Genomic DNA, 24,603 nt, shown 5'->3' on the forward strand with positions numbered 1-24,603 from the left:
TTGGAAGTAAAAGTTGTTGAAATGTCTTTGTATATTGTAAAAAATAATTTACTTTCTGGAGTTTGATATTTTTCTATTTTTAATTTTGTAAGACTTCTGAAATGAATTTATTTCCTAAGCTTCGATATTAAACGAAATAATTTTTTAGATAAATCTAATAGCCCCAGATCTTCAGTCATTTTTTTTAAAGCCAAAAGGAGTTTAAAAGTTTTTGATTCTTTTAAATTTCTTATTTCAATGGTTAATTCATTCACTTTGTTATAGTTAATGTCTAAGTGTTTTAAAAGTAATTTATTGAAGTCAGAGTTGGAAATCACTTTTTCAGCTTCATTATAGAAAAGCATCTGATATAAAATCATATGTTTCCTGTCCCGTGACATACTCGTTGCATGCTTCCTATACAAAGCCAGAGGAGCATTTAAAAAAATGAAATTGATGTTTTTTTGTGCAATTTGAATCCACAAAAGCCAATCTTCTTTCGCTTTTAGATTTTCATTAAAACGAATAGTTTCAAAAATAGACTTTGGAAACAAACCACAATGAATGGGAATTGTAAATGTGAAGTCCCATTGATACAGGATAGATTCAAAATTCAGTAAATCCTGAGATAGCTTGCAAAAGGGAGGCAATAATTCTTGCTTATTAGAATCGTCAAATAAACAAAAATTTGACACTATTATTGCTTCTTTGTCCTGTATCAGATTGAATGAATCTGAAAACTTGGTCTGAGCTAAGATATCATCTGCATCTAAAAACTGAATATAATCTCCGGTTGTGACTTCCAGAGCAGCATTTCTTGCAGAAGATAAACCTCCGTTTTCTTTGTGAAGATATTTAAAACGGCTATCTTTTTTTACCCATTTATCGGCTGTCTCTGCTGTATTATCAGGAGATCCGTCATCAACAATGATACATTCCCAATTTTCATAGGTCTGATCCTGAATAGACTGCAGGGATTCATCCAGAAAACGTGCTTGATTATAACAGGGGACAATGACAGATATTTTGGGATTCATTTTCATTTTTAATCAATTATTTTTTACAATGTGTTTTTTTAGATATATAGTGGTCACTATCTTTTTTGATAATGATTTCTGACACTTGGTACAAGGTACAAAATTATTTTTTCAGGAATAATCATGTTATAAGTAGGTTGAGTATAGCTTTTTCAAGTATTCCGTTGGAGATATTCCTGTAAAAAAGCTTTCAGTAAGTTCATTGAATTCAATAGTATAAAACGAACCTTCATCACTATCATCATACACAGCCTCTTTACCGAGATGACTCTCGAGCTGGCACAGTATTTCTGACAATGAATACTGATAAGGATAAGCAAGATTGATGATCGTATTGTTAAGATCCATCATATTACTTCCTACAAAAGAGCCAATATCATCTATTCCGATCAGGATTCTTCCTGCATTTCGATGAAGAGTAAATCTTTTTTCCGAGATAACAGCATTACTTAGAAAATTGATCAGTGTATTGGGATTACCACCATGTCCCACTGCATTTCCTACCCGGAAGATAATATAGCTGACACAGTTTTCTGCAATGATCTTTTCTGCATTAAGTTTATGCTTTACATAAGGACTTTCCGCTTTGGAGGGATCATAAACACTGCAGGTAGAAAAATAAATAAGTTTTTTATGTGGATTTTCCTCAATACAGGAATGGAGAAGGCGTATTTCTCTTTCGAATGCTGAGGGATCCTTTTCAAGAGAATTGGAAACTCCCGATGCGAAAAAGATAACCTCATCTTTGTCATAAAATCTTACGGCATTTGCCAGCATTCCGTTACCAATAATCATATGCTTCTTGTATACTTAAGATGTTAGTTGTATCTCTTTTAAATCTTTCATGTTGATCAATAGATTTTAGAGCTTTTTAAAGATTTTAAATAACCCAATTTTATTTCCCAGTTTTGCCCATCTTGAATTTTTTACATGGTTTAATTGGTTGAGTACCTGTTCATATTTATTTTTCGGAACATAGCTTTGAAGAAAAAGATCTTCAACACTGATGTTTCTTCTTTCTGCCATTTTTATCAGCGCTACCCAATGCCAGAACAGTGCTTTCTCAGCATTTTTAGTCGTAGAAATACCACTATCATGGATTCTGTATAAGTATAGATCTTCATCAATATATTTTACAGGAGCTGTTTCGCACATTTTCATGTACCAGTCTTTATCTTCAGCAATTTTTAGAAACGGATCAATGCCGGAAGTCTTTTCGTATATCTTTTTCTTAAAAGTAGCAAAATGTGAAATCTCACCGTTAAAATTATAGTAAGAGTAATTCAGCTCAGTAATCTGTTTCCCTTTATGGACCGATTTAGGATTAAGATGCTCATCGCAAAATACAAAATTGGAATATACCATACCCACTTCGGGATATTCAGAATATGCCTTTAAAATAACTTCCAAAGCATGAGTCGTTAACCCATCATCAGGATCTAGAAAACCACATATTTCAGATTCAGCAAGTTCTATTAATCTTCTTTTTGTATAACCGATTCCCTTGTTTTGGTCATTCTGATTGATTTTAAACCGGGAATCATCACCTATGATTTTTTGTATGACTTCAAGAGAATCATCAGTAGAGCCATCATCCAAAATTACCGCTTCCCAGTCTGTTTCTGTCTGAGCAACTAAGCTTTGGTAGCATTTTAAAAAAAAATGACCATTATTATAGTTGGCGATAAGTACACTGAATTTACTCATTTCGACTGTGTTTGTTCAAGATTTTTTTTAATGCATTCAAATACCCAAAACCGTTTTTTCTATCTGGTTCCAGGATGTTCCCTTCTGCCCATTCGTTCCAGGATTTTATAATTAAAAACTGTTCCGGATAATCCTTTTTATCTTCAAGATATCCTATAGCCTTTTCTACTTGCTGTTCAAACAGTTCCGGGGAATTGTTAGCCAAAATGATTCCTCTGTAGCCGCTTCTTGGAGTATTATCCCAATTGGGCAGGATACATGGATAGGTAGGAATATTGCTTTCTTCAAACTTTAAGTCGTTTACTACTGCCTTAGCATCCTGAATGTTAACTTTAGGCTGTTCTTTTTTCTTAATTCCTATTAATCCTTTTATCCTGTTTTTATAATATTGAGAGTGAGAAATATATTCTTTCTTCGCAATATGAGGTATCCAGGCCTTTTGAAATGCATTGGAGATCTTACTGTCATATCCCATAGATTTAAAATCCAGGTCATCACGGAGCTTATTGGATGCCATGATGTATAGATCATCAAATCCGTTTTTCCTGGCGAGCTCTCTGAATTTTGTAATATAGTGGGGATCCCCGTCATTTAAATGATTCGGATCATAGATAATGAAAAGAGGCTTTTTGTCTACTTTGATATATCTTTCATCTTTGAAGAAAGGCAGAAGATATTCGAAATGGGCAATTAAGTCTTTTTCATTAGGATAGATTTGTTCAGCAAGTATTTTTTCTGATAACCCATGCCATATTCCTGACCATGTTTCGTTGGCCCAGCAGAAACAAAAAGGGAAATCTGGTTTTCCTGATTGTAATACATCATTTGCCACGCGTTCCAGCAATTGTTTGCCGTTGCCAAACCAGTAGTGATAATAGATAAATCCATGTATTCCATAGTCTTTTGCCATCTGAGCCTGCTGTTCTCTTACTTCAGGAACACGCAGGTCATAATACCCCAGATCTCCAGGATATATAGGTTGTTCGTGTCCTTCAAATAGAGGCTTGGCTTTTCCTACATTCGTCCATTCTGTAAATCCTTTTCCCCACCATTCGTCATTTTCAGGAACGGGGTGATATTGAGGGAGATAAAATGCTAGAGGTTTTATTTTTTTCATTTCAGTTTTCTAATGTTTTTATTAATCTGGCGGGAATTCCTGCAATAACTGAATTTTTAGGGAAACTCTTATTCACTACAGAGTTGGCTCCTATGATACAGTTCTCACCAATGGTAACTCCCGGAAGGATGCATACACCTTCGCCAATCCATACGTTATCCTCAATAATTACCGGCCCTTTGGAGTATAGTGGCCTCATTGCAGGGACATGTTCCAGATCTTCAATACTTACATTTCCGTGGGAATGATCAGAAATGTATATTCTGCTGGCCATAAGTACATTATTTCCTATAATAATCTTATTGATAGCACCAATGTGGATATCGGAATTACAAATGACGTCATCTCCAATTATGATCTCAGGAGTAAAACTCTCCCCCTGAAAATGATCCCATGCTTCCAACCTGAGATGAAACAGGGAACTGAAGTTTTTACCTATGGAGATATATTTAGGATTTTCTATACAATGTTCTTCCGGCAAATTAGAATTCGTTCCAAAGTTTTTAAAACTTTTCCTAGCCCACTCATTAATTTTATTTTGAGTATGGGTTTTATAAGCATTCGAATTGAGAACATCGAACAAAAAATTAACAATATATTTTTTAAAAAAATTCATATTTTCCCTGTTAATTGATAATACAATGTTTTTAAAAATAGTATTTTGTTTTCTTTAAAAACTTTTTTATAATATCTTAATTTATAATCCTGAAACATTCTAAATCTTTCACCACTCGTTAAAAATTTATTAATGGTATTTTCAAAGACAGGATTATATAAGTTTTCAGCTTCAATCATTAAGCTATTAAATGTTTGATAAGATTCAAGTACATCATACTTCTTTTCCAAAAATGACATTGGGTTTTCTCCATTAAATATTTTTTCTAAATTCTCAGAAAATTCTTTTTCAGTAATCATCAGATTATTATAAAGTGATTTTGGAGTATTTTTTTTGTATTCAATGGAAAATTCCTTTACTAATGTATCTAAATTGTCAAAGCTTTTAAATCTATCAGATTTGTAAAATAAATCTTTTATATCACTTACCAAGTTTTTGGGATGTACATAAGCAAAAACAGGTAATCCTGAAGCAACAGCAATTTGTGTCATTAAGGCACCTATATAGGGAAAAGTAGAAATATAATAATCTACGTTTTTCATAATTTCATATAAATCATAACGGTCGCCAATTAAGAATATTCTGTTGTTTAATTTATGATCATCAATAAATTTATTAATGGATGTACCATTACCACTCCCAGCAAATACAAAAATTAAATTATCATCTAATTGTAAAATCTTATGTATTGTTTCAAGAAATTCTAAATTATTTCCCAGAATTTTATAAAATGTACTCCCAGAAAATAGTATTTTTTTGTTTTTAGTATCAAAATCAAAACCTTGAAATGGAGTTTCCGACAAAATAGGATAATATGGTAATATTTTGTTTTTATGACTAGGAATCTTTCTTAATTGCTCAGATAAATTTTGTCCAAATGAACGAAATTCAATATTTATATCTGTAATGTCCACCCCAAGCCAAAATGCATGATCCGTTAAATTTATTTGGTATCTTATAATTCCTTGTATTTTATAGAAAGCGATATAAGCAATAGTATCCCAAGGAACTAAATGCATTAAAATATGTTTTGGTTTTTCTGCTAAAATAATATTAATGAGACTTTTACATAGTTCTATTCTGTCGTTTCCTTCCAAATAATAAATTTCTTTATTATTATAATGCTCAATTTCTGCTAGAATTGCTTCATTTTTATAATGCCTGTTTTTACTTTCAAAGACAAGAATGATTCGCTTATTAAGTCTTAATAATGCCCTTAGATATTGCTGGGTTAAGCCTCTGTTATCATAACCAAAGTAATCATAGAATAAAACAACATCTTCGTTAGGGACTATCTTTTCTGATTTAAAAAGAGAGTTAGAAATTTGTTTCAATGAGTTTTCTAATTCTTCATCATATAGGGTGTCATCAAACGCATAATTGTATTTTAGATGTGCTGATAACTCTATTAATCGTAAAGCGAAGTCATAATTTTTTTTGTTTATGGCTTGTTTTAAATTCTTTTTCAGAATTTTATCAATATGAATAAGCTTTTTATTTGAAATCATTTAATTCTGAGATTATTTTTTCTATATCTTCGTTTGTCATTACAGGGCTTATGGGTAGGCTTAAAACTTCTTCATGAATCTTTTCACTAATGGGAAATGAAAGATGGTTCCATTCTTTATAAGCTTCCTGTTGATGAGGTGGTATAGGATAGTGTATAATTGTTTGTATACCTTTATTGCTTAGGTAATCTTGAAGGGCTTGTCTTTTTTTACTTCTTATAACAAAGACGTGCCATACATGTTCTTTTTCATTTTCAGGGTATTCGGGAAGTATAATCTCAGGGTTTGTGATGCTATTTATAAAATGTTTAGCAATAGTTCTTCTGATTTTGTTTTCAGTATCAATGTATTTTAATTTTATATCTAATACTGCAGCCTGAATTTCATCGAGCCTGGAATTTAGGCCTTTGTAAATATTGACATATTTTTGATTAGAACCGTAATTTGCTAAAGTTCTGATGGCTTTAGCAAGATCATCATTATTGGTAGTAATGGCTCCTGCATCTCCTAATGCACCTAGATTCTTTCCTGGATAAAAACTGAAGCCTGCGGAATCTCCGAGATTACCTGATTTTAAACCTTGCCATTCAGCCCCAATTGCTTGAGCATTGTCTTCAATGATTTTTAAGTTATGTCTTTCTGCCGTTTTCTTCAGTTCTTCAGAGAAAACCACTCTTCCCTGTAAGTGTACGATAAGAATTCCTTTTGTTTTAGGGGTAATTTTTTCTTCTATTTTACTAATATCAATATTGTAAGTATTAATATCAGGTTCTACTAGTACTGGAATTAATTTGTTATCCGAAATTGCAAGAATTGAGGCAATATATGTATTTGATGGAACAATTATTTCATCTCCCGGGCTCATAAATCCTAGTTCAATATAAGCACGGAGTATTAAACGCAGTGCATCCAGTCCATTAGCAACTCCAATAGCGTGTTTAGAGCCTATATAATTTGACAGGTTTTTTTCAAAACTAGACAATTCAGTTCCCATGAGATACCATCCAGAACGAAAAACTTCCAAAATTTTAGTTTCAATTTCTTCTTGGTACTGTAAATTGATTTTTTGTAAATCAAGAAATTTAATCATAATTTAAAGTTTTATAGAGTAAAAATCTAATGTGATCCCTCTTGCTCCCATGTTTTCTTTTTGCTGGATCAATCCTTCGTTTAATATTTTTCCTTGGTTTTCTGTTGAAATTCCGAAACTATAATATTTTTTGTTTTGAAATTCACTTATAAGAAAATAGTTTATAAAATCTAATGCCCCTATTTTTCTTCCTTCTTGTGATGCTGCCATATATTGTGTGTGAACGACATTTCCAAAATCAAAAATAACAATCCCTGCTAAAAGAAAATTATCTTTTCTTGCTTCAAATAGTCTGATGTTTTCAGGAAATTTTTTATTTAATAATTTGATTTCTTCTTCAGTATGTACAGGTTTTGTATCAAATTTTTTAAGAACATCTGAAAGTAAAGTCCAATATTCCTTAAAATTTTTATTTTCACTTATAGTGACTTCATTTCCTTCACATTTTCTCACTAATTGTCTTTTTGTTTCAGAGAAACGAATAGGGGATGAAAGATCAATTACAGATGATATATCTCTTCGGAAAAGTTTAGCTTGGTTACGAAAAAGAGCATATAAGTCTTCTTCTGAAGGATATTTGTGAAAAATATGAGGAACGGCTTTATAAATTATTTCATTAAAAGAATATTCTTGATAATATTTTTTTATTTCCTCAAAAATATTCAAAACTTCACTAGCCTTTACATGATAGGAGAGAATCAATGATCCAAAGGTAAGACCTCCATGAGAAATAATTTCTTTTCCTGATTCATTGGCTGGAAATACTGCTACAACTTTATTGTTTTTTAAAATAAACAGAGAATGATCTTTGAAGCGATCAGAATGATAATCCATAAAGTCTCTGTCATAAAAGAAAAGTCCATTTTTACTTTCTTTTATAAACAGATTCCAGTCAGTATAATCTTTTTGCGTATATTTTTTTATTTCAAAATTCATGTTATAGCCTTAAGGACATGGTTATATAGGAGTCTGAATTATCAGATATTGAAAAACCTGCTTTTTCATAAGCTTTTACAGCTCTGGTATTTCCAGGAATAACATTTAAATATAAACTTTCTAAATTCAACTGGTCTTTGGCAATTTTAAAAATAAGTTTAAATAAATCAGCGCTTAAACCCTTTCCCCAATATTCTTTTTCCCCGATGTAAACAAAATACTCTGCGGTTTTATTGGTGAGATCAATTTTTTTTAAGCCAACTACACCAATGATTTTATGATTATGCTGGATACCTTTAACCCAATACGTTTTATTGTTTTCTAAACCTGCGAACCATTTTTGCTGATCTTCTTTTGAGAAATCAGGTGTATTGGTAAGATATTTTATTTCCGGGTCATTTAACCAATTCCATGACTTTTCTAGAATATTTTTTGTATAATCAACTAATTGGAGTTTATTAAAATTCAAAAAATCTTCATAATTTCGGATATAATCATTTTCGTTATAAGTATGAGATGCAAGGACCAAACAAATTGCTCCTGAAGAAAAATTAATTTCAGAAGCCCATATCCCAGGAGGAATATGTAATCCTAAATCAGGACGATTCAAAAATACCTGTCTTTTGAACTTGCCATCATCCAGAGAAACTTCAAAACTGCCACTTGCTGCAATCAGAAATTGATGACATTCTTTATGTGAATGAGCACCTCTGCTTTCTCCTCCTGCAATATCATAAAGGTAGAAAATTCTTTTAACATTGAATGGAAATGCGGCGTTATTTTCAACTACTGTAAGGTTGCCTTCATCAAAACTGATTTTACCTAAATCAATAACATTACAGTCAAATACAGAAATATTATTTTTCATCAGCCAGTATTTTAAATTCTTCAAAATCTCTTATATAATCATTTTCATTGTACTGTCTATCAGAGACAATGAGTGCTAATGAATTGGTAGAAAAATTTTCTAATCTTCGCCAAAACATTCTGGGAATATATAATCCGTAATAGGACCTGTTTAAAGAAAACCTTTGTTCTTCTTTTCCATCATGGATTACAATATCAAAACTTCCTGAAAGGGCAATAATAAATTCTTGCTGTTCTTTGAAAGCATGGCTTCCTCTTACTTCTCCTCCAGGGACATCATATATCCAATATGTTCTTTGTATCTCAAAAGGAAGTTGATTAGGATATTCAAAAAAGGATAAGTTCCCTCTTTTATCATATATTTTGGGGAGTTCTATTATTTGTGGGATCATGGTGTTTGTACTTTGTATTCAAAAAATGGTCTGGTAACTCCTGGGTAAATGTGCATCATTGTTCCCACTTTTACATTTTCTACTTCAAATCCAATAAATTCATCAATTCCGTATAAAAGTATTTTTTGATCCTTCCCGAAGTAAAGTTTAAAATAGTAGTTTCCAGCATTCAAAAGCCCTGCAGGAATATCAAATTCTACAGTATATTCGCCTATTTTTGAATTGTTATTTTCGGAAACACATTTTCCAACATGGAAAATCACCAATTCTTCATAATTTTTTAGTTCAAAAGTTGTGTCAAGAGTGATATCCGGACAGAAATTATGAAAAACAAGTTTTACATGAGCTCCAGAATCAATATCTAATAAATCTCCATTAATAGGAGTTACTGAAAATTCTTTTATTCTGATATTTTCGTTACCTATAGCTTCGTTCAGATTACCATTATATTGGTAAGAGCTTTCTCTTGCGCTGCTTTTTTGATATTCTATGATCGTATTGAGAATGTCGCCTTGATAGCCAATTTGTCCTTGATTCAAAAGAATTCCTTTTGTGCAAAGCTCTTTAATAGCTGTCATATTATGGCTGACAAAAAGTATGGTTCGGCCTTCTCCTCTCGTTACATCATTCATTTTACCAAGACACTTTTTCTGAAATTCTGCATCTCCTACTGCGAGTACTTCATCTACAATAAGAATTTCAGATTCTAAATGGGCGGCTACAGCAAAAGCAAGGCGAACGTACATCCCCGAAGAATATCTCTTCACAGGAGTGTCTATATATCTTTCAACACCTGAGAAATCTACAATTTCATCAAATTTTCTTTTGATTTCCTTGCGGGTCATACCTAAAATGGCTCCATTAAGAAAGACATTCTCTCTTCCTGTCATTTCAGGGTGGAATCCTGTTCCTACCTCAAGCAGAGATGCTATTCTTCCGTTTGTAAATATTCTTCCTGTTGTAGGTTTTGTAACTTTACTTAAAACCTTAAGCAGAGTTGATTTTCCAGCACCGTTTCTGCCGATAATTCCAACAGCGTCTCCTTGTTCGATTTCAAAATTAATATCGCGAAGAGACCACACATAGTCGGATAATCCTTTTGTTGTTCTATCATTGGCTTCACCAATTTTCAGATAAGGATCTTCTTTTCCTCTCACTTTATGCCAAAACCTGTTAAGGTCATGAGATAGAGTCCCTGTCCCGACTTGTCCTAGACGATATTGTTTGGATATATTTTCTGCTTTTAAAGACAGCATATTCTTAAATGATTTAAATTAATAAAAAAGTTTACCAACAAAGGTTATACGGTATCCATAAAGGTTTTTTCAACCTTGTTGAAAACAACAATTCCTATCACTAAAAGGATAAGAATAATAATAGTACTCATTCCCAGCATGGCGGGAGAAAAGTCTCCAACACCTATCCAAGCATATTTAAAACATTCAAAAATACCGGTTAAAGGATTATAATAAGCCAGTTTTTTAAAAAATCCCGGTAATGAGGAAACAGGATAAATAACCGGAGTTGCATACATATATAAACTTACACCAAAGCCCAATAGCATTGCAAGATCTTTATACTTTGTAGTCAGTGAAGAAAAGATCATCCCAACTCCCAAGGCAAAAAGTGCCATTAAGAATATTAGGAAAGGAGTTGCAAGAATCCAGATATTAGGATGAACTTCTCCTTTACTGTAATAATATGCCCAGGCAAGAATGAATAAAATAAGCTGTACTCCAAACCGCATGAGATTAGAGATAACAATGGATAACGGAGTAACCAGTCTTGGAAAATAGACTTTTCCGAAGATGCCGGCATTCCCGGTAAAAGTAGAGGAGGTAGCCAGTAATGAGGAAGAAAAGTAATTCCAAAGAGTAACACCAGCCAGATAAAAAAGGAGCGGTGGAGCTCCATCTGTAGGTAATTTGGCAATTCTTCCAAAAATAACCAGATAGACAATGGTCGTTAAAATGGGATTGATAAAAAACCAGATAGGGCCTAAAATAGTCTGCTTAAAGCTGGATACAAAATCTCTTTTTACAAACATATAAACAAGATCTTTGTATCTCCAGACTTCCTTTAGCTTCAAGTCAAATAACGAATGATCGGCATCAATCGTTTCTGTCCACTTTTGTTGTGGTTCATTCATCTGTGTAAGTTTTTGCAAATTTATAATAATTAATTATTACCGTGTATATTAGTTTATAAATTTTCATAGTCAATAAAACTAAAAATCAACAACTAATATATTGATATTTGTTGGTATGAACAAAAACTACTGGCCGTAAAGCCAATAGTCTATGAATTTTATAAATTATATTTGTTATTTTCCGATAAGTTGTTTCAGGTATTCGCCGTATCCGCTTTTGCCATATTTGGTAGCCGTTTCAAGCAGTTTTTCTTCACCAATGAATTTATTTCTGAAGGCAATTTCTTCTATACAGCCAATTTTAAACCCTTGTCTTTTTTCGATGACACTTACAAATTCTGAAGCGTCGTGAAGAGAATCAAAAGTTCCTGTATCCAGCCATGCCGTTCCTCTGTTCAGAACAGCTACCTCAAGCTTTCCATTGCTTAAATAAACATTGTTGATATCTGTGATTTCCAGCTCACCTCTTGCTGAAGGTTTAATATTTTTAGCGATTTCCACTACATTGTTATCGTAAAAATAAAGACCTGGAACGGCATAGTTTGACTTAGGGTTTAAAGGCTTTTCTTCAATAGAAACCGCTTTCAGGTTTTTGTCGAATTCCACTACACCATATCTTTCCGGATCTGCTACGTGGTAGGCAAAAACAACTCCTCCTTCAGGATTGGTTTTATTTTTCAGTAAGGTTCCCATTTCAGAACCATAGAAGATATTATCTCCCAATACCAGCGCTGCAGGGTCGTTACCAATAAATTGCTCGCCCAGAATAAAAGCTTGTGCTAAACCGTCCGGGCTTGGCTGTACAACATATTCTATATTACAGCCGATTTGCGAACCGTCGCCTAAAAGTTTGATGAAACCTGCCTGGTCGTGTGGAGTTGTGATGATCAGAATATCTTTGATTCCTGCTAAAAGAAGTGTGGAAAGCGGATAGTAGATCATGGGTTTGTCGTAAACAGGCATCAGCTGCTTGCTTACGGCAATAGTTAGAGGGTAAAGTCTTGTTCCGGAGCCTCCGGCTAATATTATTCCTTTCATGTTTTTGGTGCGTATTACGCTATTTCTTTTGTGTTATAAATCGATTTATTTTGCTATTGCTGGTGTGTTATAAAAGACTGAAATGAATGATGTCAGATTCTATACCTGTTCCTTTAATAGCTGGAGATTTAGCTGTATTGCTTGCTGTAGTAATCCTGATAATTTCCTGAAGTCACATTTTCAAGCCATTCTTTATTTTCAAGATACCAGTCGATGGTTTTTGCTAATCCTTCTTCAAAGGTAACTGAAGGTTTCCAGCCTAAATCTTTATTCAGTTTTGTTGCATCAATAGCGTAACGTTTGTCGTGACCCGGTCTGTCTTTTACAAAAGTGATCAGTTTTTCTGAATAGCCTTCCGGTCTTTCCAACTTGGCATCCATTTGTTTGATCAGTTCTTTGACAAGATCAATATTCTGCCACTCGTTGAATCCTCCGATATTGTAAGTCTCACCGGTTTTTGCTTCTTTAAATATCTGATGAATCGCCTTGGCATGGTCAATGACAAACAACCAGTCTCTGGTATATTTTCCATCACCGTAAATAGGAAGCGGTTTCTCGTTGATGATATTCGAAATACAAAGAGGAATAAGCTTTTCAGGGAAATGATTCGGGCCGTAGTTGTTGGAACAGTTCGAAACGATGAAAGGCATTCCATAAGTATTTCCGTAAGCTCTTACCAAATGGTCAGAAGCTGCTTTGGATGCGGAATACGGAGATTGAGGGTCGTAGGATGTCGTTTCTAAAAAGAATCCTGTTTCGCCTAAACTTCCATATACTTCGTCGGTAGAAATATGATAGAAAAGATTATTTCTTTTTTCATCCGAGAATCTGCCGTGGGTATGATCAGGATTTAACGTCCAGAACTCTTTACAAAGATTCAGAAGATTAGCGGTCCCGTTTACATTCGTGTTGATAAATGCCATTGGATCTGTAATACTTCTGTCTACATGACTTTCTGCTGCTAAATGTACAACCGCATCCGGATTGTATTTTTTGAAAACTTTTCTAAGTTCTTCCGGTTTTGTAATATCTGCTTTTTCGAAAACATAATTAGGTTCATTTTCAATGTCCTTTAAGTTTTCCAGATTTCCGGCGTAGGTAAGAGCATCAAGGTTGATGATTGTAGTATCCGGATTGTTTTTTACAAATTCTCTTACAACATGGGAACCGATAAACCCGGCACCTCCTGTAATGATAATGTTTTTCATTGATTTATTTTGAGATGGTCTTTCTTCCTATACTTTTATAATAAAATCCGTTTTGCTCAGGGACTTCCAATGGATACATATTTCTGCCGTCAAAAATGACTTTGTTTTTCATTTTTTTAGCCATCAGTTCAAAATTAGGGTTTTTGAATTCAGGCCATTCTGTAGCAATAAATAGTGCGTCCACATCTTCCAGTGCATCATACATTCCTTTGGCGTATTGTATTTTGTTGCCAAGAAGTTTTTGAACATTGCTTTCTGCAACAGCATCATATGCTACAATTTCCGCGCCTTTCTCCAATAAAAGGGCAATATTGTCTAAAGATGAAGCTTCTCTGATGTCATCTGTATTTGCTTTAAAGGCAAGTCCCCACATGGCGATTTTCTTCCCTTCAATATTTCCTCCGAAGTATTTTTCAATTTCAGATACTAAAATAACTTTCTGGGTGGTATTTACATTTTCGGTAGCTTCCAGGATCTGGAAATTAAAATCTTCCTGTTTCCCGGATTTTATAAGTGCTTTTACGTCTTTAGGGAAGCAGCTTCCTCCATATCCGATTCCAGGGAATAAAAATCTGTGCCCGATTCTGTCATCACTACCCATTCCCAGTCTTACCTTATCCACATCTGCACCTACCTTTTCACAATAGTTGGCAATTTCATTCATGAAGGTAATTTTTACTGCTAAAAATGAATTCGCTGCATATTTGGTAAGTTCCGAAGACTTCTCATCCATAAAAATGATGGGAATTCCGGTATTGGTAAAAGGCTGATATATTTTAGACATAATATCTTTAGCTTTTTCTGAGCTTGCCCCTACAACGACTCTTGAGGGATTCATAGAGTCTTCAACAGCAAATCCTTCTCTCAGAAATTCGGGATTTGAAACTACATCAAAAGGAATGTCTGTTTTAGACGAAATTGTTTCTCTTACTCTGTCTGCAGTTCCTACGGGAACAGTACTTTTATTGACAATGACTTTGTATTCAGTCATCATCTCGCCAATATTATCGGCTACCTGAAGTACATAAGACAAATCTGCAGAACCGTCTTCTCCCGGAGGAGTAGGCAATGCCAGATATATAACTTCGCTTTTGTCTAAAGCTTCTTTAAGATTGGTAGTGAAAAATAATCTTTCGGACTGGATGTTTCTTAAAAACATTTCTTCAAGGTTCGGCTCATAGATGGGAACAATGCCGTTTTTCATACCTTCTACTTTTTTTTCATCAATATCAACACAGTATACTGAATTGCCAAGTTCTGCCAGAGTAGTTCCTGTAACCAAACCTACATAACCTGTTCCTACAATCGTTATATTCAAAATATCTGTTTTAAAATTCTAAAGACAAAAGTAATAAAAATCCTGTGACATACTCTTTTAATTTATTGTAAATGAATCTTACGCTATTTGCTTGATACTTAAGATAATTTTGCATTTTTAGAAAAAAAGCTTATATTTGCAATGGATTTACGGAAAAAATGGGAAGGCTTCGGAAGAAAGCCTTTTTTCGTACTGTAAATCAAGATAAAAATATATGGAGTTTAGAAAAAGAATTGAAGAATTATTAAATGAATTCCTTGAGACCAGAAAAGATCTGTTTCTTATTGATCTTAAAATTTCTGCAGGGGATGATATTACAGTGATTTTGGATGGTGATAACGGAGTTTCTTTGCAGGACTGCCTTGATGCAAGCCGTGCGATTGAATTTAATATGGATCGTGAAGAGCATGACTTCAGCCTTCAGGTGATGTCTGCGGGATTGAGCGAGCCATTATCCACACCAAGACAGTTCAGTAAAAACATTGGAAGAGAGATTGAGGTGATGCTGGAGGATTCTTCTAAAATTGAAGGAGAATTGTCAAAAGTAGACGATGAGAAGATCACACTTGTTCTACGTTACCGAAAGCCGAAAGATATCGGAAAAGGAAAAGTAGATGTGGAGGAGGAGAAAGAAATTTCTTATCCTGAGATCAAAAAAGCATTAGTAGTAATTAAATTTTAAAAAGAAAAAAGAATAGATGGATAATATAGCGTTGATTGAATCCTTTGGTGATTTTAAAGACGAAAAAGGGATCAGTAAGATTGATCTTATGGCAATTATTGAAGATTCACTGAAAACTCTTTTAAGAAAGAGATTTGATTCAGATGATCATTTTGATGTGATTGTAAACCCGGATAAAGGAGATTTTCAGATATTTTTGAATAAAACAATTGTAGAGGACGAAATGTCTGAAGATGATGATTTGGAGATAGAAATTTCTGAAGCAAAGAAGATTGACCCTACCTTCGAAGTAGGTGAGGACTTTACAATGGAAATTCCTGTTGCACAATTGGGAAGAAGAAATATTCTTACCCTTAAGCAAATCCTTGCTACAAAACTTCAGGAACACAATAATGCAATGCTGTACGAACAGTTTAGAGATAAAATTGGTGAAATCGTTGTAGGGGAAATCCACCACATCCGTCATAAGCACGTGATTTTGCTGGATGATGAAGGAAATGAATTTATTTTACCAAAAGAAAACCAGATCCCATCCGATTTCTTTAAAAAGGGTGAGAATATCAGAGCTATTGTTGAGACAGTAGATTTTAAAGGTTCTAAACCACAGATTATTATTTCCAGAACTGCACCTAAATTCCTTGAGAAGTTATTAGAGCTGGAAATTCCTGAAATCCAGGACGGAACAATTATCCTTAAAAAGGTAGTGAGAATTCCTGGTGAAAAGGCGAAGATTGCAGTAGATGCTTATGATGACAGAATTGATCCGGTAGGAGCTTGTGTTGGAGTGAAAGGATCCAGAATTCATGGCGTTGTGAGAGAGTTGAGAAATGAAAACATCGATGTTATTCAGTGGTCTAAAAACCCTGAGATTTTGGTGAAGAGAGCATTAGGAAACGTTACTATTAACAAAATTGAAATCAATGAAGAGACCAATTATGCATTGGTATATACTCCAGTTGAGGAAATTTCTAAAGTGATCGGAAAACAAGGTCAGAATATCAGACTGGCTTCTTGGTTGACAGGATATGAGATTGATGTATACAGAGAGTCCAGCGAGGATGATGATGTTGAATTGAAAGAATTTAACGATGATATCGAGCAATGGATTTTGGATGAGTTTAAGAAAGTAGGACTTACGACTGCAAAATCAGTATTGGATAAAGAAACTGAAAGTCTTTTAAATATGGTAGACCTTGAAGAAGAAACCATCGAAGAGGTTAAACGTATTCTGAGAGAAGAATTTGAAGATTAAGATTTTAAATAAATTTTAATAAACAGTAAAAAAGAAATACTTTAATTTTAAAAATTAAAAACAGTAAATAATATAAATGCCAAAAATTAGATTAAATAAAGCGGTTAAGGAATTCAACATTTCGATGTCCAGATTAGTAGAGTTTTTACAGTCAAGGGGTTTCGAGGTTGAAAGCAATCCTAACGCTCAATTGGAAGAAGCGGCATATTCTGCATTGGAGGCTGAGTTTGCTAAAGACGGCGAACAAAGAAAGGCTTCCCATGAGGTGGTGATCACTAAAGTTCCGGAAGAAAAACTGGAAATTGAAGAAAAGAAAACCCCTGAAGTGATAAGAGCTAAAGCAAATAAACCAGAAACTAGAATTTTAGGTAAAATAGATTTGGAACCTAAGAAGCCTGAAGCTGAAGAGATTCCTGCAGCTCCTGCAGTTCCTGTGGCTCCTGTTGCGACACCGGTTGAAGAAAAGAAAGAAGAAATCGTGAAAGAAGAACAACCGGAAGTTAAAGCAGCGCCTGAAAAACAGGAATTTAAAGTTTTGGATAAAATTGATTTGTCTCAAATAGAATCTAGAAACAGACCTGTGAAAAAAGACAAACCAAAAATGGAGGAGAAAAAAGAAGAAGTTAAACCTGTGGAAACAGTAAAGGAAACTCCAAAACCAGCGGTTGTAGAGGAGAAAAAAGTAGAAACTCCAAAAGTTGAAGCTGAACCTGAATCTCAGGAACCACAAAAAATTGAGACAGTATATCAGAAACTTGACGGTCCTAAGATCGTTGGGGAAAAGATTGACTTAACTCAGTTTGCACCAAAACCAGGTGCTGGAGCAAAAAAGAAAAGAAAGAGAATTGAAAAACCTGGTGGCCAGAATAACCAACAAGGTCAGGGGAATAATCAAAACTCAGGAAATAACAACAACCAAGGTGGACAAGGCCAAGGAAACCGTCAGCATAATAATAACGGTGGACAGGGACAAGGTGGAAACCGCCAGGGTGGTCAGGGAGGTCAGGGAAATCGTCCTCAAGGTCAAGGTGGCCAAGGTGGAAACCGTTTTGGAAATAACCAGGGTGGTGGAAATCGTCAAGGTCAAGGTGGTGGCTTCAAAAAAGGAGGTCAGAACAACAGACCTGGACAAAGAGTTATGCCAGTTGAGCTAACTGATGAGCAAGTTAAAAACCAGATCAAAGAAACATTAGAAAAACTTACTAATAAAGGAGGGAAATCTAAATCTGCAAAACACAGAAAAGACAAGAGAACTTTCCGTAGAGAGCAGGATGAGCGTCAGCAGGAGCTTGAAGCACAAGACAGAACTCTTAAAGTAACAGAATTCATCACAGTAGGTGAATTGGCAAGTTTGATGAATGTTTCCCCAACTGAAGTAATTTCTGCTTGTTTCTCATTAGGTGTAATGGTTACCATGAACCAAAGACTTGAAGCCGATACCTTATTATTAGTAGCAGATGAATTCGGTTATAAAATTGAATTCTCAGATGCTGATCTTGAAGATACGGATGCAGAAGATGAAGTAGATACCGAGGAAAGCCTATTACAAAGAGCTCCTGTAGTTACTGTAATGGGACACGTTGACCATGGTAAGACTTCATTGTTGGACTACATTAGAAAAACAAACGTAATTGCCGGTGAATCCGGAGGAATTACTCAGCACATTGGTGCTTATAACGTGAAACTGGAGAACGGTCAGAGAATTACTTTCTTAGATACACCAGGTCACGAAGCCTTTACTGCAATGAGAGCGAGAGGTGCACAGATTACGGATATTGCAATTATCGTAATTGCGGCCGATGATGATGTAATGCCACAAACAAAAGAAGCAATTGCTCACGCACAGGCTGCAGGAGTACCAATGATTATTGCTATCAACAAAGTAGATAAGCCGAATGCAAACCCGGACAACATCCGTCAGCAGTTATCAGGATTAAATCCACCGGTTTTAGTAGAAGAATGGGGTGGAAATGTTCAGGCACAGGAGATCTCGGCTAAATTCGGTAATAACGTAGATGTATTGTTGGAAAAAGTTTTATTACAGGCTGAAATGCTTGAGTTGAAAGCGAATCCTGACCGTGCAGCAAACGGAGTTGTTATTGAAGCATCTTTAGATAAAGGTAGAGGTTATGTAGCAACAATGTTGGTACAGACCGGAACTTTAAGAGTAGGTGATTATGTAGTAGCAGGTAAAAATCACGGGAAAGTAAAAGCTTTGCTTGATGAAAGAGGAAAAAATCTAAAAGAAGCTGGGCCATCAATTCCTGCAACAATCTTAGGTTTGGATGGAGCGCCTACTGCAGGTGATAAATTCCGTGTGTATGCTGATGAAAGTGAAGGTAAAGCAATTGCCAATAAGAGAGAGCAGCTGCAGAGAGAATTATCAATCAGAACCAAGAAGCATACAACCCTTGAAGAATTGGGTAGACGTATTGCTTTAGGAGAATTCAAAGAATTGAACATTATCCTTAAAGGAGACGTGGATGGTTCTGTAGAAGCTCTTTCTGATCAGTTACAAAGATTATCAACAGAAGAAATCAGTGTTAAAATTCTTCACTCAGGTGTTGGACAGATTACAGAATCTGATATCAACTTAGCTGCAGCATCCGATGCTATTATCATTGGATTTAACGTGAGAGCAGGTGCTAATGCTAAAGAACTTGCAGATCGTGAGGAAATTGAAATCAGAACGTATTCTGTAATCTATAAAGCAATTGATGAAGTAAAAGAAGCGATGGAGGGAATGCTTTCTCCGGAAATTCAAGAGCAGGTGATTGGTAATGTTGAAATCCGTGAGGTTTTCAAGATTTCTAAAGTAGGAACAATTGCAGGTTGTATGGTTCTTACCGGAAAAGTAACGAGACAGTCTAAAGTACGTTTATTAAGAGACGGTATTGTTAAATTCGATGGAGAACTTGAAAGTTTGAAACGTTTCAAAGATGATGTTAAAGAAGTAACGAAAGGTTACGAATGTGGTCTGAATCTGAAAGGTTATAATGACATCGAAATCGGAGATATCCTTGAAGTATACGAAGAAGTAGCGGTCAAGAAAAAACTAAAATAAATATATCCTAAATATGTGAAAACCACTTTTTTATAAAGTGGTTTTTTTATTTTTCAAACTCGTTTAATTTGTAATCATTCTAAATAATTTTTTTTGAATTATTAATAATTTGTTAAAATGAATAAGGTCTGTAAAAAAATTATTTTTTATTGAATAAAAACTGTCTATTATTATTGAATCTTATTTGTTTTGTGTAAATTTTAAATGAAACAGTAAAAAAAATAGTCGTTTAAACGTTAGTTTAATTTGTGGATGTTAATATTTATTAACATATTTGCCCATTAAATATATTAAAATTTGTTAATATGAATGTTAAACTACGTGTATTAAGCGCCGGAGCTCTGTTTTTCCTAGGACAAGTAGCTTATGCGCAAAAAGCAAAGAAGGATACAGCTAGAGCTACTGAGATTGATGAGGTAGTAATGGTCGGGTTCGGACAGAAAAAATCTGTTAAAGAAGTTACTGGTTCTGTGAGTACAGTTAAAGGTGACAAACTTAATGATCTGCCAGTTTCATCTCCTGATAAGGCCCTAATGGGTAGAGTTACCGGGGTACAGACTGGAGCTGCTTCAGGACAGCCAGGGGGAATTGTAAACATCCGTGTTAGAGGTAATACTTCTGTTAATGGAAATAATAGCCCGATCTTTATTGTTGATGGAGTAAGAATTGCTTCAGGAGATCTTACAAGCTTAAACACAACGTCAAATATCTTGGCGAATTTAAGTTCTGATGATATTGAATCAATGACTGTACTTAAGGATGCAGTTTCAACGTCATTATATGGAGCAGATGCTGGTGCCGGGGTAATCATTATTACTACAAAGTCTGGTAAATCTGGTAAACCAAGATTTCAGTTCTCAAGTAATTATGGGGTAAATAAAACAGCTTTTAAATTACCAAATTCATTGACAAAAGATCAATGGCATGGCTTAGCAGCTCAAACAATGGCCAATACACCATCTGTATTTGGTTATGGATCTTATCAGGAAGCTTATGATGCCTTATTTGATCCAGACCAGGATCCACTAGGATATGCAGCTTATGGGAATGTAAATACTAATTGGCAAAAGGAATTAACTAGAAATAGTGCTAACCAAAGTGAAACAAACTTCTCAGTTAGCGGAGGAAGTGATAAATTCAAATATTACTCTTCTATCGGTATGTTCAACCAGGAGAGTATCTATAAAGGGAGTGATTTCAAAAGAGTGAATGCTTCCACTAAAATTGAATATAAAGCAACTGATAGATTAACAATTAATACAGATTTCCAGTTTTCAAACAGTAAAATGCGTACTTTGAACAATGGTGGAGATTTTGCTAACCCATTGATCGCACAGTACTTTAACCTTCCTGTTGATCCGGTAAGAAACCCTGATGGTAGCTGGTATTATGGAGTTAATAACTCATTGCCTTCTGGGAACTTTAACGTAGCAGCACTACAGGATATTAACTCTAGAAAAGCAAACACAAGCAGAGTATTTGCCAACTTGGGAGTAAATTATAAAATTCTTGATGGGCTAGTTTATAGAATGAATTTCGCACCTGAATATATCAACGTAGAAGAAGATGTTTACTTATCTCCTCTTCATGGTGATGGATACTCAGCGAAAGGTGATTTGACATCCAATGCAAGAAGATTTTTTAACTTCAACATACAGAATATCTTAGAATATTCTTTCAGAATTGGAGATAAAAATAAATTCGTTGCAAGAGCAATTCAGGAAGCTTATAAGTCTGATATGAGAGCTGTTAATGCTGAAGGACAAGTTGTTGCTCTTTCTTCTCTTCAGACTTTAGATAGTTTTGTTAAGCCTGTTGCAGCTGGTGGAACAAAAACGATTACTTCAAGATCTGGTTATGCAGGACAGGTAAACTATAACTATGACAATATTGTTAACTTAGATTTATCTTACAGAAGAGATGCAATGTCAAACTTCTTCCCAGGTCAAAAAGGAGGTAACTTCTATTCTGCGGGAGCGAGTGTTGACTTAGCAAGAATCTTTATCCCTGATAATGATTATTTAACATTGTTGAAACTTAGATCTTCTTATGGTAAATTAGGAAATCAGATTTCAGCGTCTCCTTATGCTACATACAGCTACGGTATCAATTATAATAACAATGCTGGTGCAAGTTATGGAGGTTTTTATAATCCAGGACTTAAGTGGGAAACTGTTAAACCTTTCAACGTAGGATTTGATATAGGACTATTAAAAGATCGTATATCGTTAACAGCTGAATACTATAACAAACAAACTGAAGATCTGATCTTTACTGTTCCATTATCTCTTGCTCAAGGTATTTCAGGTTACACAGATAATATCGGTACATTGGTTAACAAAGGATTTGAATTCAGTATCAATGCAGATATCCTAAAACCTGAAAATCCAAAAGGTTTTGCTCTTAGCATGGATGCTAACTTATCAACGCTTAATAATGAGTTGACTAAAATCTATGGAGGAAAAGATATCATTTCAGGAGCTACAATCTTAAGAGAAGGAGAATCTATCAACAGCTGGTACATGAGAAAATGGGCTGGTGTAGATCCTAATAATGGAGATCCATTATGGTACCTAAATGGAGTTGATGGTGAAACAACCAACGACTACAACAAAGCTCAAAGAGCTATTCAAGGTAATCGTTTAGCGAAATACTTTGGAGGTGTTGGTATTAAAATGTCTTATCAGAACTTTACAGTATCTGCACAAGGAACATATAGCTTTGGAGGTAAAGTATATGATGACTGGGCAATCTATACAATGAGTGATGGTCAGTACAGTTTATTCTATCCTGGATATGAGGATCAGCTAGATTATTGGACTCCAAACAATACTAATGCATTGAACCCAAAACCAATTTATGGTGGAAATAAACTTGCAAACAGAACGTCAACAAGATTCTTATATAAAGCGGATTATTTGAGATTAGCTAACTTAAAAATAGCTTATACTTTTGATTCTAGCTTCTTAAAAGGTTCAAACCTTAATAAAGTAACAGTTTACGTTATGGGTAACAACCTTTGGACACATGCTTATGATAAAAATTTAAGATATGATCCGGATATTGCACTTGCAGGAACAACAAACCTGAACTTGCCTCCTTTGAAATCTTATTTAGTTGGATTTAATGTTGAATTTTAAAAATTGAAAAAAATGAAAAAATACTTAATAGCATTTTCAGTTATTGCCCTTACTTCTACTGCGGTTACTTCGTGTGGTGAGGACTTTGTAGATACTGAATTTTTCCAAAGTAAACCTCAGGAAGATATTAAAACAATAGAAGAACTTCAGTCTTTTGTATTCGGAGCTTATGGTACTATGAGAGGTGCTTCTTATTATGGATGTGATTTTGTAACAATTCCTGAATTAAGAAGTGATGCAATGTATTCTAATAACCGTTCAGGATATTATAGTACAGTTTCAAACTATACAATGCTTTCTGGTGATGCTTACGCTTCAGGACCATATACTGCGATGTATACAACAATTGCTAAAGCAAACATCATTCTTGGAACTTCAAATAACCTAACTTGGGGAGAAACAGTTGATCCAGCACAGATTGCGTTGAAAATAAAGCAACTTAAAGGACAGGCTTATGCAGTAAGAGCTCAGGCTTTGTTTGATGCTTTAAGATTATTTGGGCAGCAATATTCTGGTGGAACTACCGGAGTTGTTGTTCCTCTTCAGTATAATCCTTCTGCAAATATGGCTCGTTCATCTGTTCAACAGACTCAGGCTCAAATTGAAGCAGATTTTAATAGTGCATTAGCTAATCTTACGGGAAATGCTAATCAGGTTTATAGTGATAAAACTGTATTGAATGAATTCTCAGTTAAGGCTTTAATGTCCAGATATTATCTATATAAAGGAGATTATGCTAAGGTACGTTCGTTAGTAAACGATGTAGTAGCATCTGGAAAATATAGTGTAATTCCTCGTGATTCATATTTAACAAGCTGGACGCTTAATAATGCTTCTTCTAACTCAGTATTTGAATTAGCTGTTGGACCAATCGCTGCTTTAGGATCTACAAGTATTCATTACAAAATTGCTCCGGCTAATTCATATGTAAACATGCCAGTTAAGTCAACTGTTGTATCATCTATTTCTGCTCAGGATATCAGACGTTCTATATTTAGTGCAAGTCAGAACGCTGCTGGAACTTATATTGCAGCAAAGTATCCTAATGATAATGGAGAAGATAATATCAGAGTTTCTAGATATGAAGAGATCATCCTTAATGGTATTGAAGCAGAACTTAATGGTGGAGACATTGCTAAAGCTCAGACATATTGGGAAATGATTTTGAAAAATAGATTAGCTGATATTGTTGATGGTCAGGGTAATGTGATAAAAAGTATTGCTACTCAAATTCAAGAGCTAGGACCAATTGATATGACTAAGCTAAAATCTGAAAGAAGAAAAGAACTTGTTGGTGAAGGTTTCAGAATGTGGGATTTACTAAGATGGGGAGGACCTATTCCTAAAAATGCTACTAACGGTAACGTAACAGCTAACATTGCAATTGGAGATAACAAATTGGCATTCCCAATTCCTTTGGCAGAAACTAACGTTGCTGGAACTTTGGTAAAATCAAACCCTGGTTACGATAACTAATTATCAAATCAGATAAATAAATAAGAG

20 protein-coding genes are annotated in these 24,603 nt (G+C 34.5%); 5 read left to right on the forward strand and 15 right to left on the reverse strand.

Translation table 11 applies throughout. The annotated features are described in order from the left end of the window. Positions 1 to 107 precede the first annotated feature (107 nt). The 15 genes from A1704_RS11355 to A1704_RS11425 all read right to left on the reverse strand — a co-directional run bounded on the left by A1704_RS11355 (position 108) and on the right by A1704_RS11425 (position 14,962). Positions 108 to 1,016: a glycosyltransferase family 2 protein gene (locus tag A1704_RS11355; RefSeq protein ID WP_238590609.1), complete on the reverse strand. Its 909-nt coding sequence runs from the start codon at positions 1,014 to 1,016 to the stop codon at positions 108 to 110. Positions 1,017 to 1,142: 126 nt separating this feature from the next. Beyond that, positions 1,143 to 1,811: an NAD-dependent epimerase/dehydratase family protein gene (locus A1704_RS11360; protein WP_062673424.1), complete on the reverse strand. Its 669-nt coding sequence runs from the start codon at positions 1,809 to 1,811 to the stop codon at positions 1,143 to 1,145. A 66-nt stretch (positions 1,812 to 1,877) separates the two neighbouring features. Continuing rightward, entirely contained in the window at positions 1,878 to 2,723 is an 846-nt protein-coding gene (locus tag A1704_RS11365) for a glycosyltransferase family 2 protein (protein ID WP_062673426.1), read from the reverse strand. After that, complete coding sequence (locus A1704_RS11370) at positions 2,716 to 3,840, reverse strand: glycosyltransferase WbsX family protein (protein WP_062673428.1); 1,125 nt, start codon at positions 3,838 to 3,840, stop codon at positions 2,716 to 2,718. Before A1704_RS11370 ends, A1704_RS11365 begins: the two co-directional genes overlap by 8 nt. 1 nt (position 3,841) lies before the next feature. Then, complete coding sequence (locus A1704_RS11375) at positions 3,842 to 4,456, reverse strand: DapH/DapD/GlmU-related protein (RefSeq protein ID WP_062673430.1); 615 nt, start codon at positions 4,454 to 4,456, stop codon at positions 3,842 to 3,844. Beyond that, a complete protein-coding gene (locus A1704_RS11380) occupies positions 4,453 to 5,964 on the reverse strand; it encodes a glycosyltransferase family 4 protein (protein ID WP_062673432.1) in 1,512 nt (503 codons plus the stop codon). The genes A1704_RS11375 and A1704_RS11380 overlap by 4 nt, the downstream gene beginning before the upstream one ends. Beyond that, positions 5,951 to 7,054 (reverse strand): DegT/DnrJ/EryC1/StrS family aminotransferase, encoded by a 1,104-nt coding sequence (locus A1704_RS11385; protein WP_062673435.1) that lies wholly within the window; start codon positions 7,052 to 7,054, stop codon positions 5,951 to 5,953. The genes A1704_RS11380 and A1704_RS11385 overlap by 14 nt, the downstream gene beginning before the upstream one ends. 3 nt (positions 7,055 to 7,057) lie before the next feature. After that, entirely contained in the window at positions 7,058 to 7,990 is a 933-nt protein-coding gene (locus A1704_RS11390) for a hypothetical protein (RefSeq protein ID WP_062673437.1), read from the reverse strand. A gap of 1 nt (position 7,991) precedes the next feature. After that, on the reverse strand, positions 7,992 to 8,858 hold the full coding sequence (locus tag A1704_RS25045; RefSeq protein WP_082798764.1) for a GNAT family N-acetyltransferase: 867 nt from the start codon (positions 8,856 to 8,858) through the stop codon (positions 7,992 to 7,994). Then, positions 8,848 to 9,249, reverse strand: a complete 402-nt coding sequence (locus A1704_RS11400; protein ID WP_062673439.1) for a sugar 3,4-ketoisomerase — start codon at positions 9,247 to 9,249, stop codon at positions 8,848 to 8,850. Before A1704_RS11400 ends, A1704_RS25045 begins: the two co-directional genes overlap by 11 nt. Then, positions 9,246 to 10,505 carry an ABC transporter ATP-binding protein gene (locus A1704_RS11405; RefSeq protein WP_062673440.1) on the reverse strand — a complete coding sequence of 420 codons (1,260 nt, stop codon included), beginning with the start codon at positions 10,503 to 10,505 and terminating at the stop codon, positions 9,246 to 9,248. Before A1704_RS11405 ends, A1704_RS11400 begins: the two co-directional genes overlap by 4 nt. Positions 10,506 to 10,549: 44 nt before the next feature. Beyond that, positions 10,550 to 11,398, reverse strand: coding sequence for an ABC transporter permease (locus A1704_RS11410; protein WP_062673443.1), 849 nt, complete (start codon positions 11,396 to 11,398; stop codon positions 10,550 to 10,552). Between the two features lie 174 nt (positions 11,399 to 11,572). Further along, the gene (rfbA, locus tag A1704_RS11415; RefSeq protein WP_062673445.1) at positions 11,573 to 12,436 is read right to left on the reverse strand and encodes a glucose-1-phosphate thymidylyltransferase RfbA; all 864 of its coding nucleotides are present in this window, start codon (positions 12,434 to 12,436) and stop codon (positions 11,573 to 11,575) included. A 128-nt stretch (positions 12,437 to 12,564) separates the two neighbouring features. Further along, entirely contained in the window at positions 12,565 to 13,644 is a 1,080-nt protein-coding gene (gene rfbB / locus A1704_RS11420; protein WP_062673447.1) for a dTDP-glucose 4,6-dehydratase, read from the reverse strand. Between the two features lie 4 nt (positions 13,645 to 13,648). Continuing rightward, a complete protein-coding gene (locus A1704_RS11425) occupies positions 13,649 to 14,962 on the reverse strand; it encodes a UDP-glucose dehydrogenase family protein (RefSeq protein WP_062673448.1) in 1,314 nt (437 codons plus the stop codon). A 214-nt stretch (positions 14,963 to 15,176) separates the two neighbouring features. Between A1704_RS11425 and rimP the strand changes: the two genes are divergently transcribed. The 5 genes from rimP (at position 15,177) to A1704_RS11450 (ending at position 24,576) form a co-directional block, all read left to right on the forward strand. Beyond that, positions 15,177 to 15,644 carry a ribosome assembly cofactor RimP gene (gene rimP, locus A1704_RS11430; RefSeq protein WP_034691441.1) on the forward strand — a complete coding sequence of 156 codons (468 nt, stop codon included), beginning with the start codon at positions 15,177 to 15,179 and terminating at the stop codon, positions 15,642 to 15,644. Between the two features lie 16 nt (positions 15,645 to 15,660). Then, positions 15,661 to 16,896 (forward strand): transcription termination factor NusA, encoded by a 1,236-nt coding sequence (gene nusA, locus A1704_RS11435; protein WP_002982960.1) that lies wholly within the window; start codon positions 15,661 to 15,663, stop codon positions 16,894 to 16,896. A gap of 76 nt (positions 16,897 to 16,972) precedes the next feature. Then, entirely contained in the window at positions 16,973 to 19,960 is a 2,988-nt protein-coding gene (infB, locus tag A1704_RS11440; protein WP_062673450.1) for a translation initiation factor IF-2, read from the forward strand. Positions 19,961 to 20,265: 305 nt separating this feature from the next. Next, on the forward strand, positions 20,266 to 23,100 hold the full coding sequence (locus tag A1704_RS11445; RefSeq protein ID WP_062673452.1) for a SusC/RagA family TonB-linked outer membrane protein: 2,835 nt from the start codon (positions 20,266 to 20,268) through the stop codon (positions 23,098 to 23,100). A gap of 12 nt (positions 23,101 to 23,112) precedes the next feature. After that, on the forward strand, positions 23,113 to 24,576 hold the full coding sequence (locus tag A1704_RS11450; RefSeq protein WP_062673454.1) for a RagB/SusD family nutrient uptake outer membrane protein: 1,464 nt from the start codon (positions 23,113 to 23,115) through the stop codon (positions 24,574 to 24,576). Positions 24,577 to 24,603 lie beyond the last annotated feature (27 nt).

Source organism: Chryseobacterium cucumeris (assembly GCF_001593385.1).
GTDB classification, from domain to species: Bacteria; Bacteroidota; Bacteroidia; order Flavobacteriales; family Weeksellaceae; genus Chryseobacterium; species Chryseobacterium cucumeris.

Excerpts from the sequence above, each read along its gene's own strand:
- A1704_RS11360 (WP_062673424.1), bottom strand. The coding sequence starts at position 1,811 with ATGATTATTGGTAACGGAATGCTGGCAAATGCCGTAAGATTTTATGAC.
- A1704_RS11385 (WP_062673435.1), bottom strand. The coding sequence starts at position 7,054 with ATGATTAAATTTCTTGATTTACAAAAAATCAATTTACAGTACCAAGAA.
- A1704_RS25045 (WP_082798764.1), bottom strand. The coding sequence starts at position 8,858 with ATGAAAAATAATATTTCTGTATTTGACTGTAATGTTATTGATTTAGGT.
- A1704_RS11380 (WP_062673432.1), bottom strand. The coding sequence starts at position 5,964 with ATGATTTCAAATAAAAAGCTTATTCATATTGATAAAATTCTGAAAAAG.
- A1704_RS11355 (WP_238590609.1), bottom strand. The coding sequence starts at position 1,016 with ATGAATCCCAAAATATCTGTCATTGTCCCCTGTTATAATCAAGCACGT.
- infB (WP_062673450.1), top strand. The coding sequence starts at position 16,973 with ATGCCAAAAATTAGATTAAATAAAGCGGTTAAGGAATTCAACATTTCG.
- rfbA (WP_062673445.1), bottom strand. The coding sequence starts at position 12,436 with ATGAAAGGAATAATATTAGCCGGAGGCTCCGGAACAAGACTTTACCCT.
- A1704_RS11375 (WP_062673430.1), bottom strand. The coding sequence starts at position 4,456 with ATGAATTTTTTTAAAAAATATATTGTTAATTTTTTGTTCGATGTTCTC.
- A1704_RS11410 (WP_062673443.1), bottom strand. The coding sequence starts at position 11,398 with ATGAATGAACCACAACAAAAGTGGACAGAAACGATTGATGCCGATCAT.
- A1704_RS11405 (WP_062673440.1), bottom strand. The coding sequence starts at position 10,505 with ATGCTGTCTTTAAAAGCAGAAAATATATCCAAACAATATCGTCTAGGA.
- A1704_RS11365 (WP_062673426.1), bottom strand. The coding sequence starts at position 2,723 with ATGAGTAAATTCAGTGTACTTATCGCCAACTATAATAATGGTCATTTT.
- rfbB (WP_062673447.1), bottom strand. The coding sequence starts at position 13,644 with ATGAAAAACATTATCATTACAGGAGGTGCCGGGTTTATCGGTTCCCAT.
- nusA (WP_002982960.1), top strand. The coding sequence starts at position 15,661 with ATGGATAATATAGCGTTGATTGAATCCTTTGGTGATTTTAAAGACGAA.
- A1704_RS11445 (WP_062673452.1), top strand. The coding sequence starts at position 20,266 with ATGAATGTTAAACTACGTGTATTAAGCGCCGGAGCTCTGTTTTTCCTA.
- A1704_RS11390 (WP_062673437.1), bottom strand. The coding sequence starts at position 7,990 with ATGAATTTTGAAATAAAAAAATATACGCAAAAAGATTATACTGACTGG.
- rimP (WP_034691441.1), top strand. The coding sequence starts at position 15,177 with ATGGAGTTTAGAAAAAGAATTGAAGAATTATTAAATGAATTCCTTGAG.
- A1704_RS11400 (WP_062673439.1), bottom strand. The coding sequence starts at position 9,249 with ATGATCCCACAAATAATAGAACTCCCCAAAATATATGATAAAAGAGGG.
- A1704_RS11370 (WP_062673428.1), bottom strand. The coding sequence starts at position 3,840 with ATGAAAAAAATAAAACCTCTAGCATTTTATCTCCCTCAATATCACCCC.
- A1704_RS11450 (WP_062673454.1), top strand. The coding sequence starts at position 23,113 with ATGAAAAAATACTTAATAGCATTTTCAGTTATTGCCCTTACTTCTACT.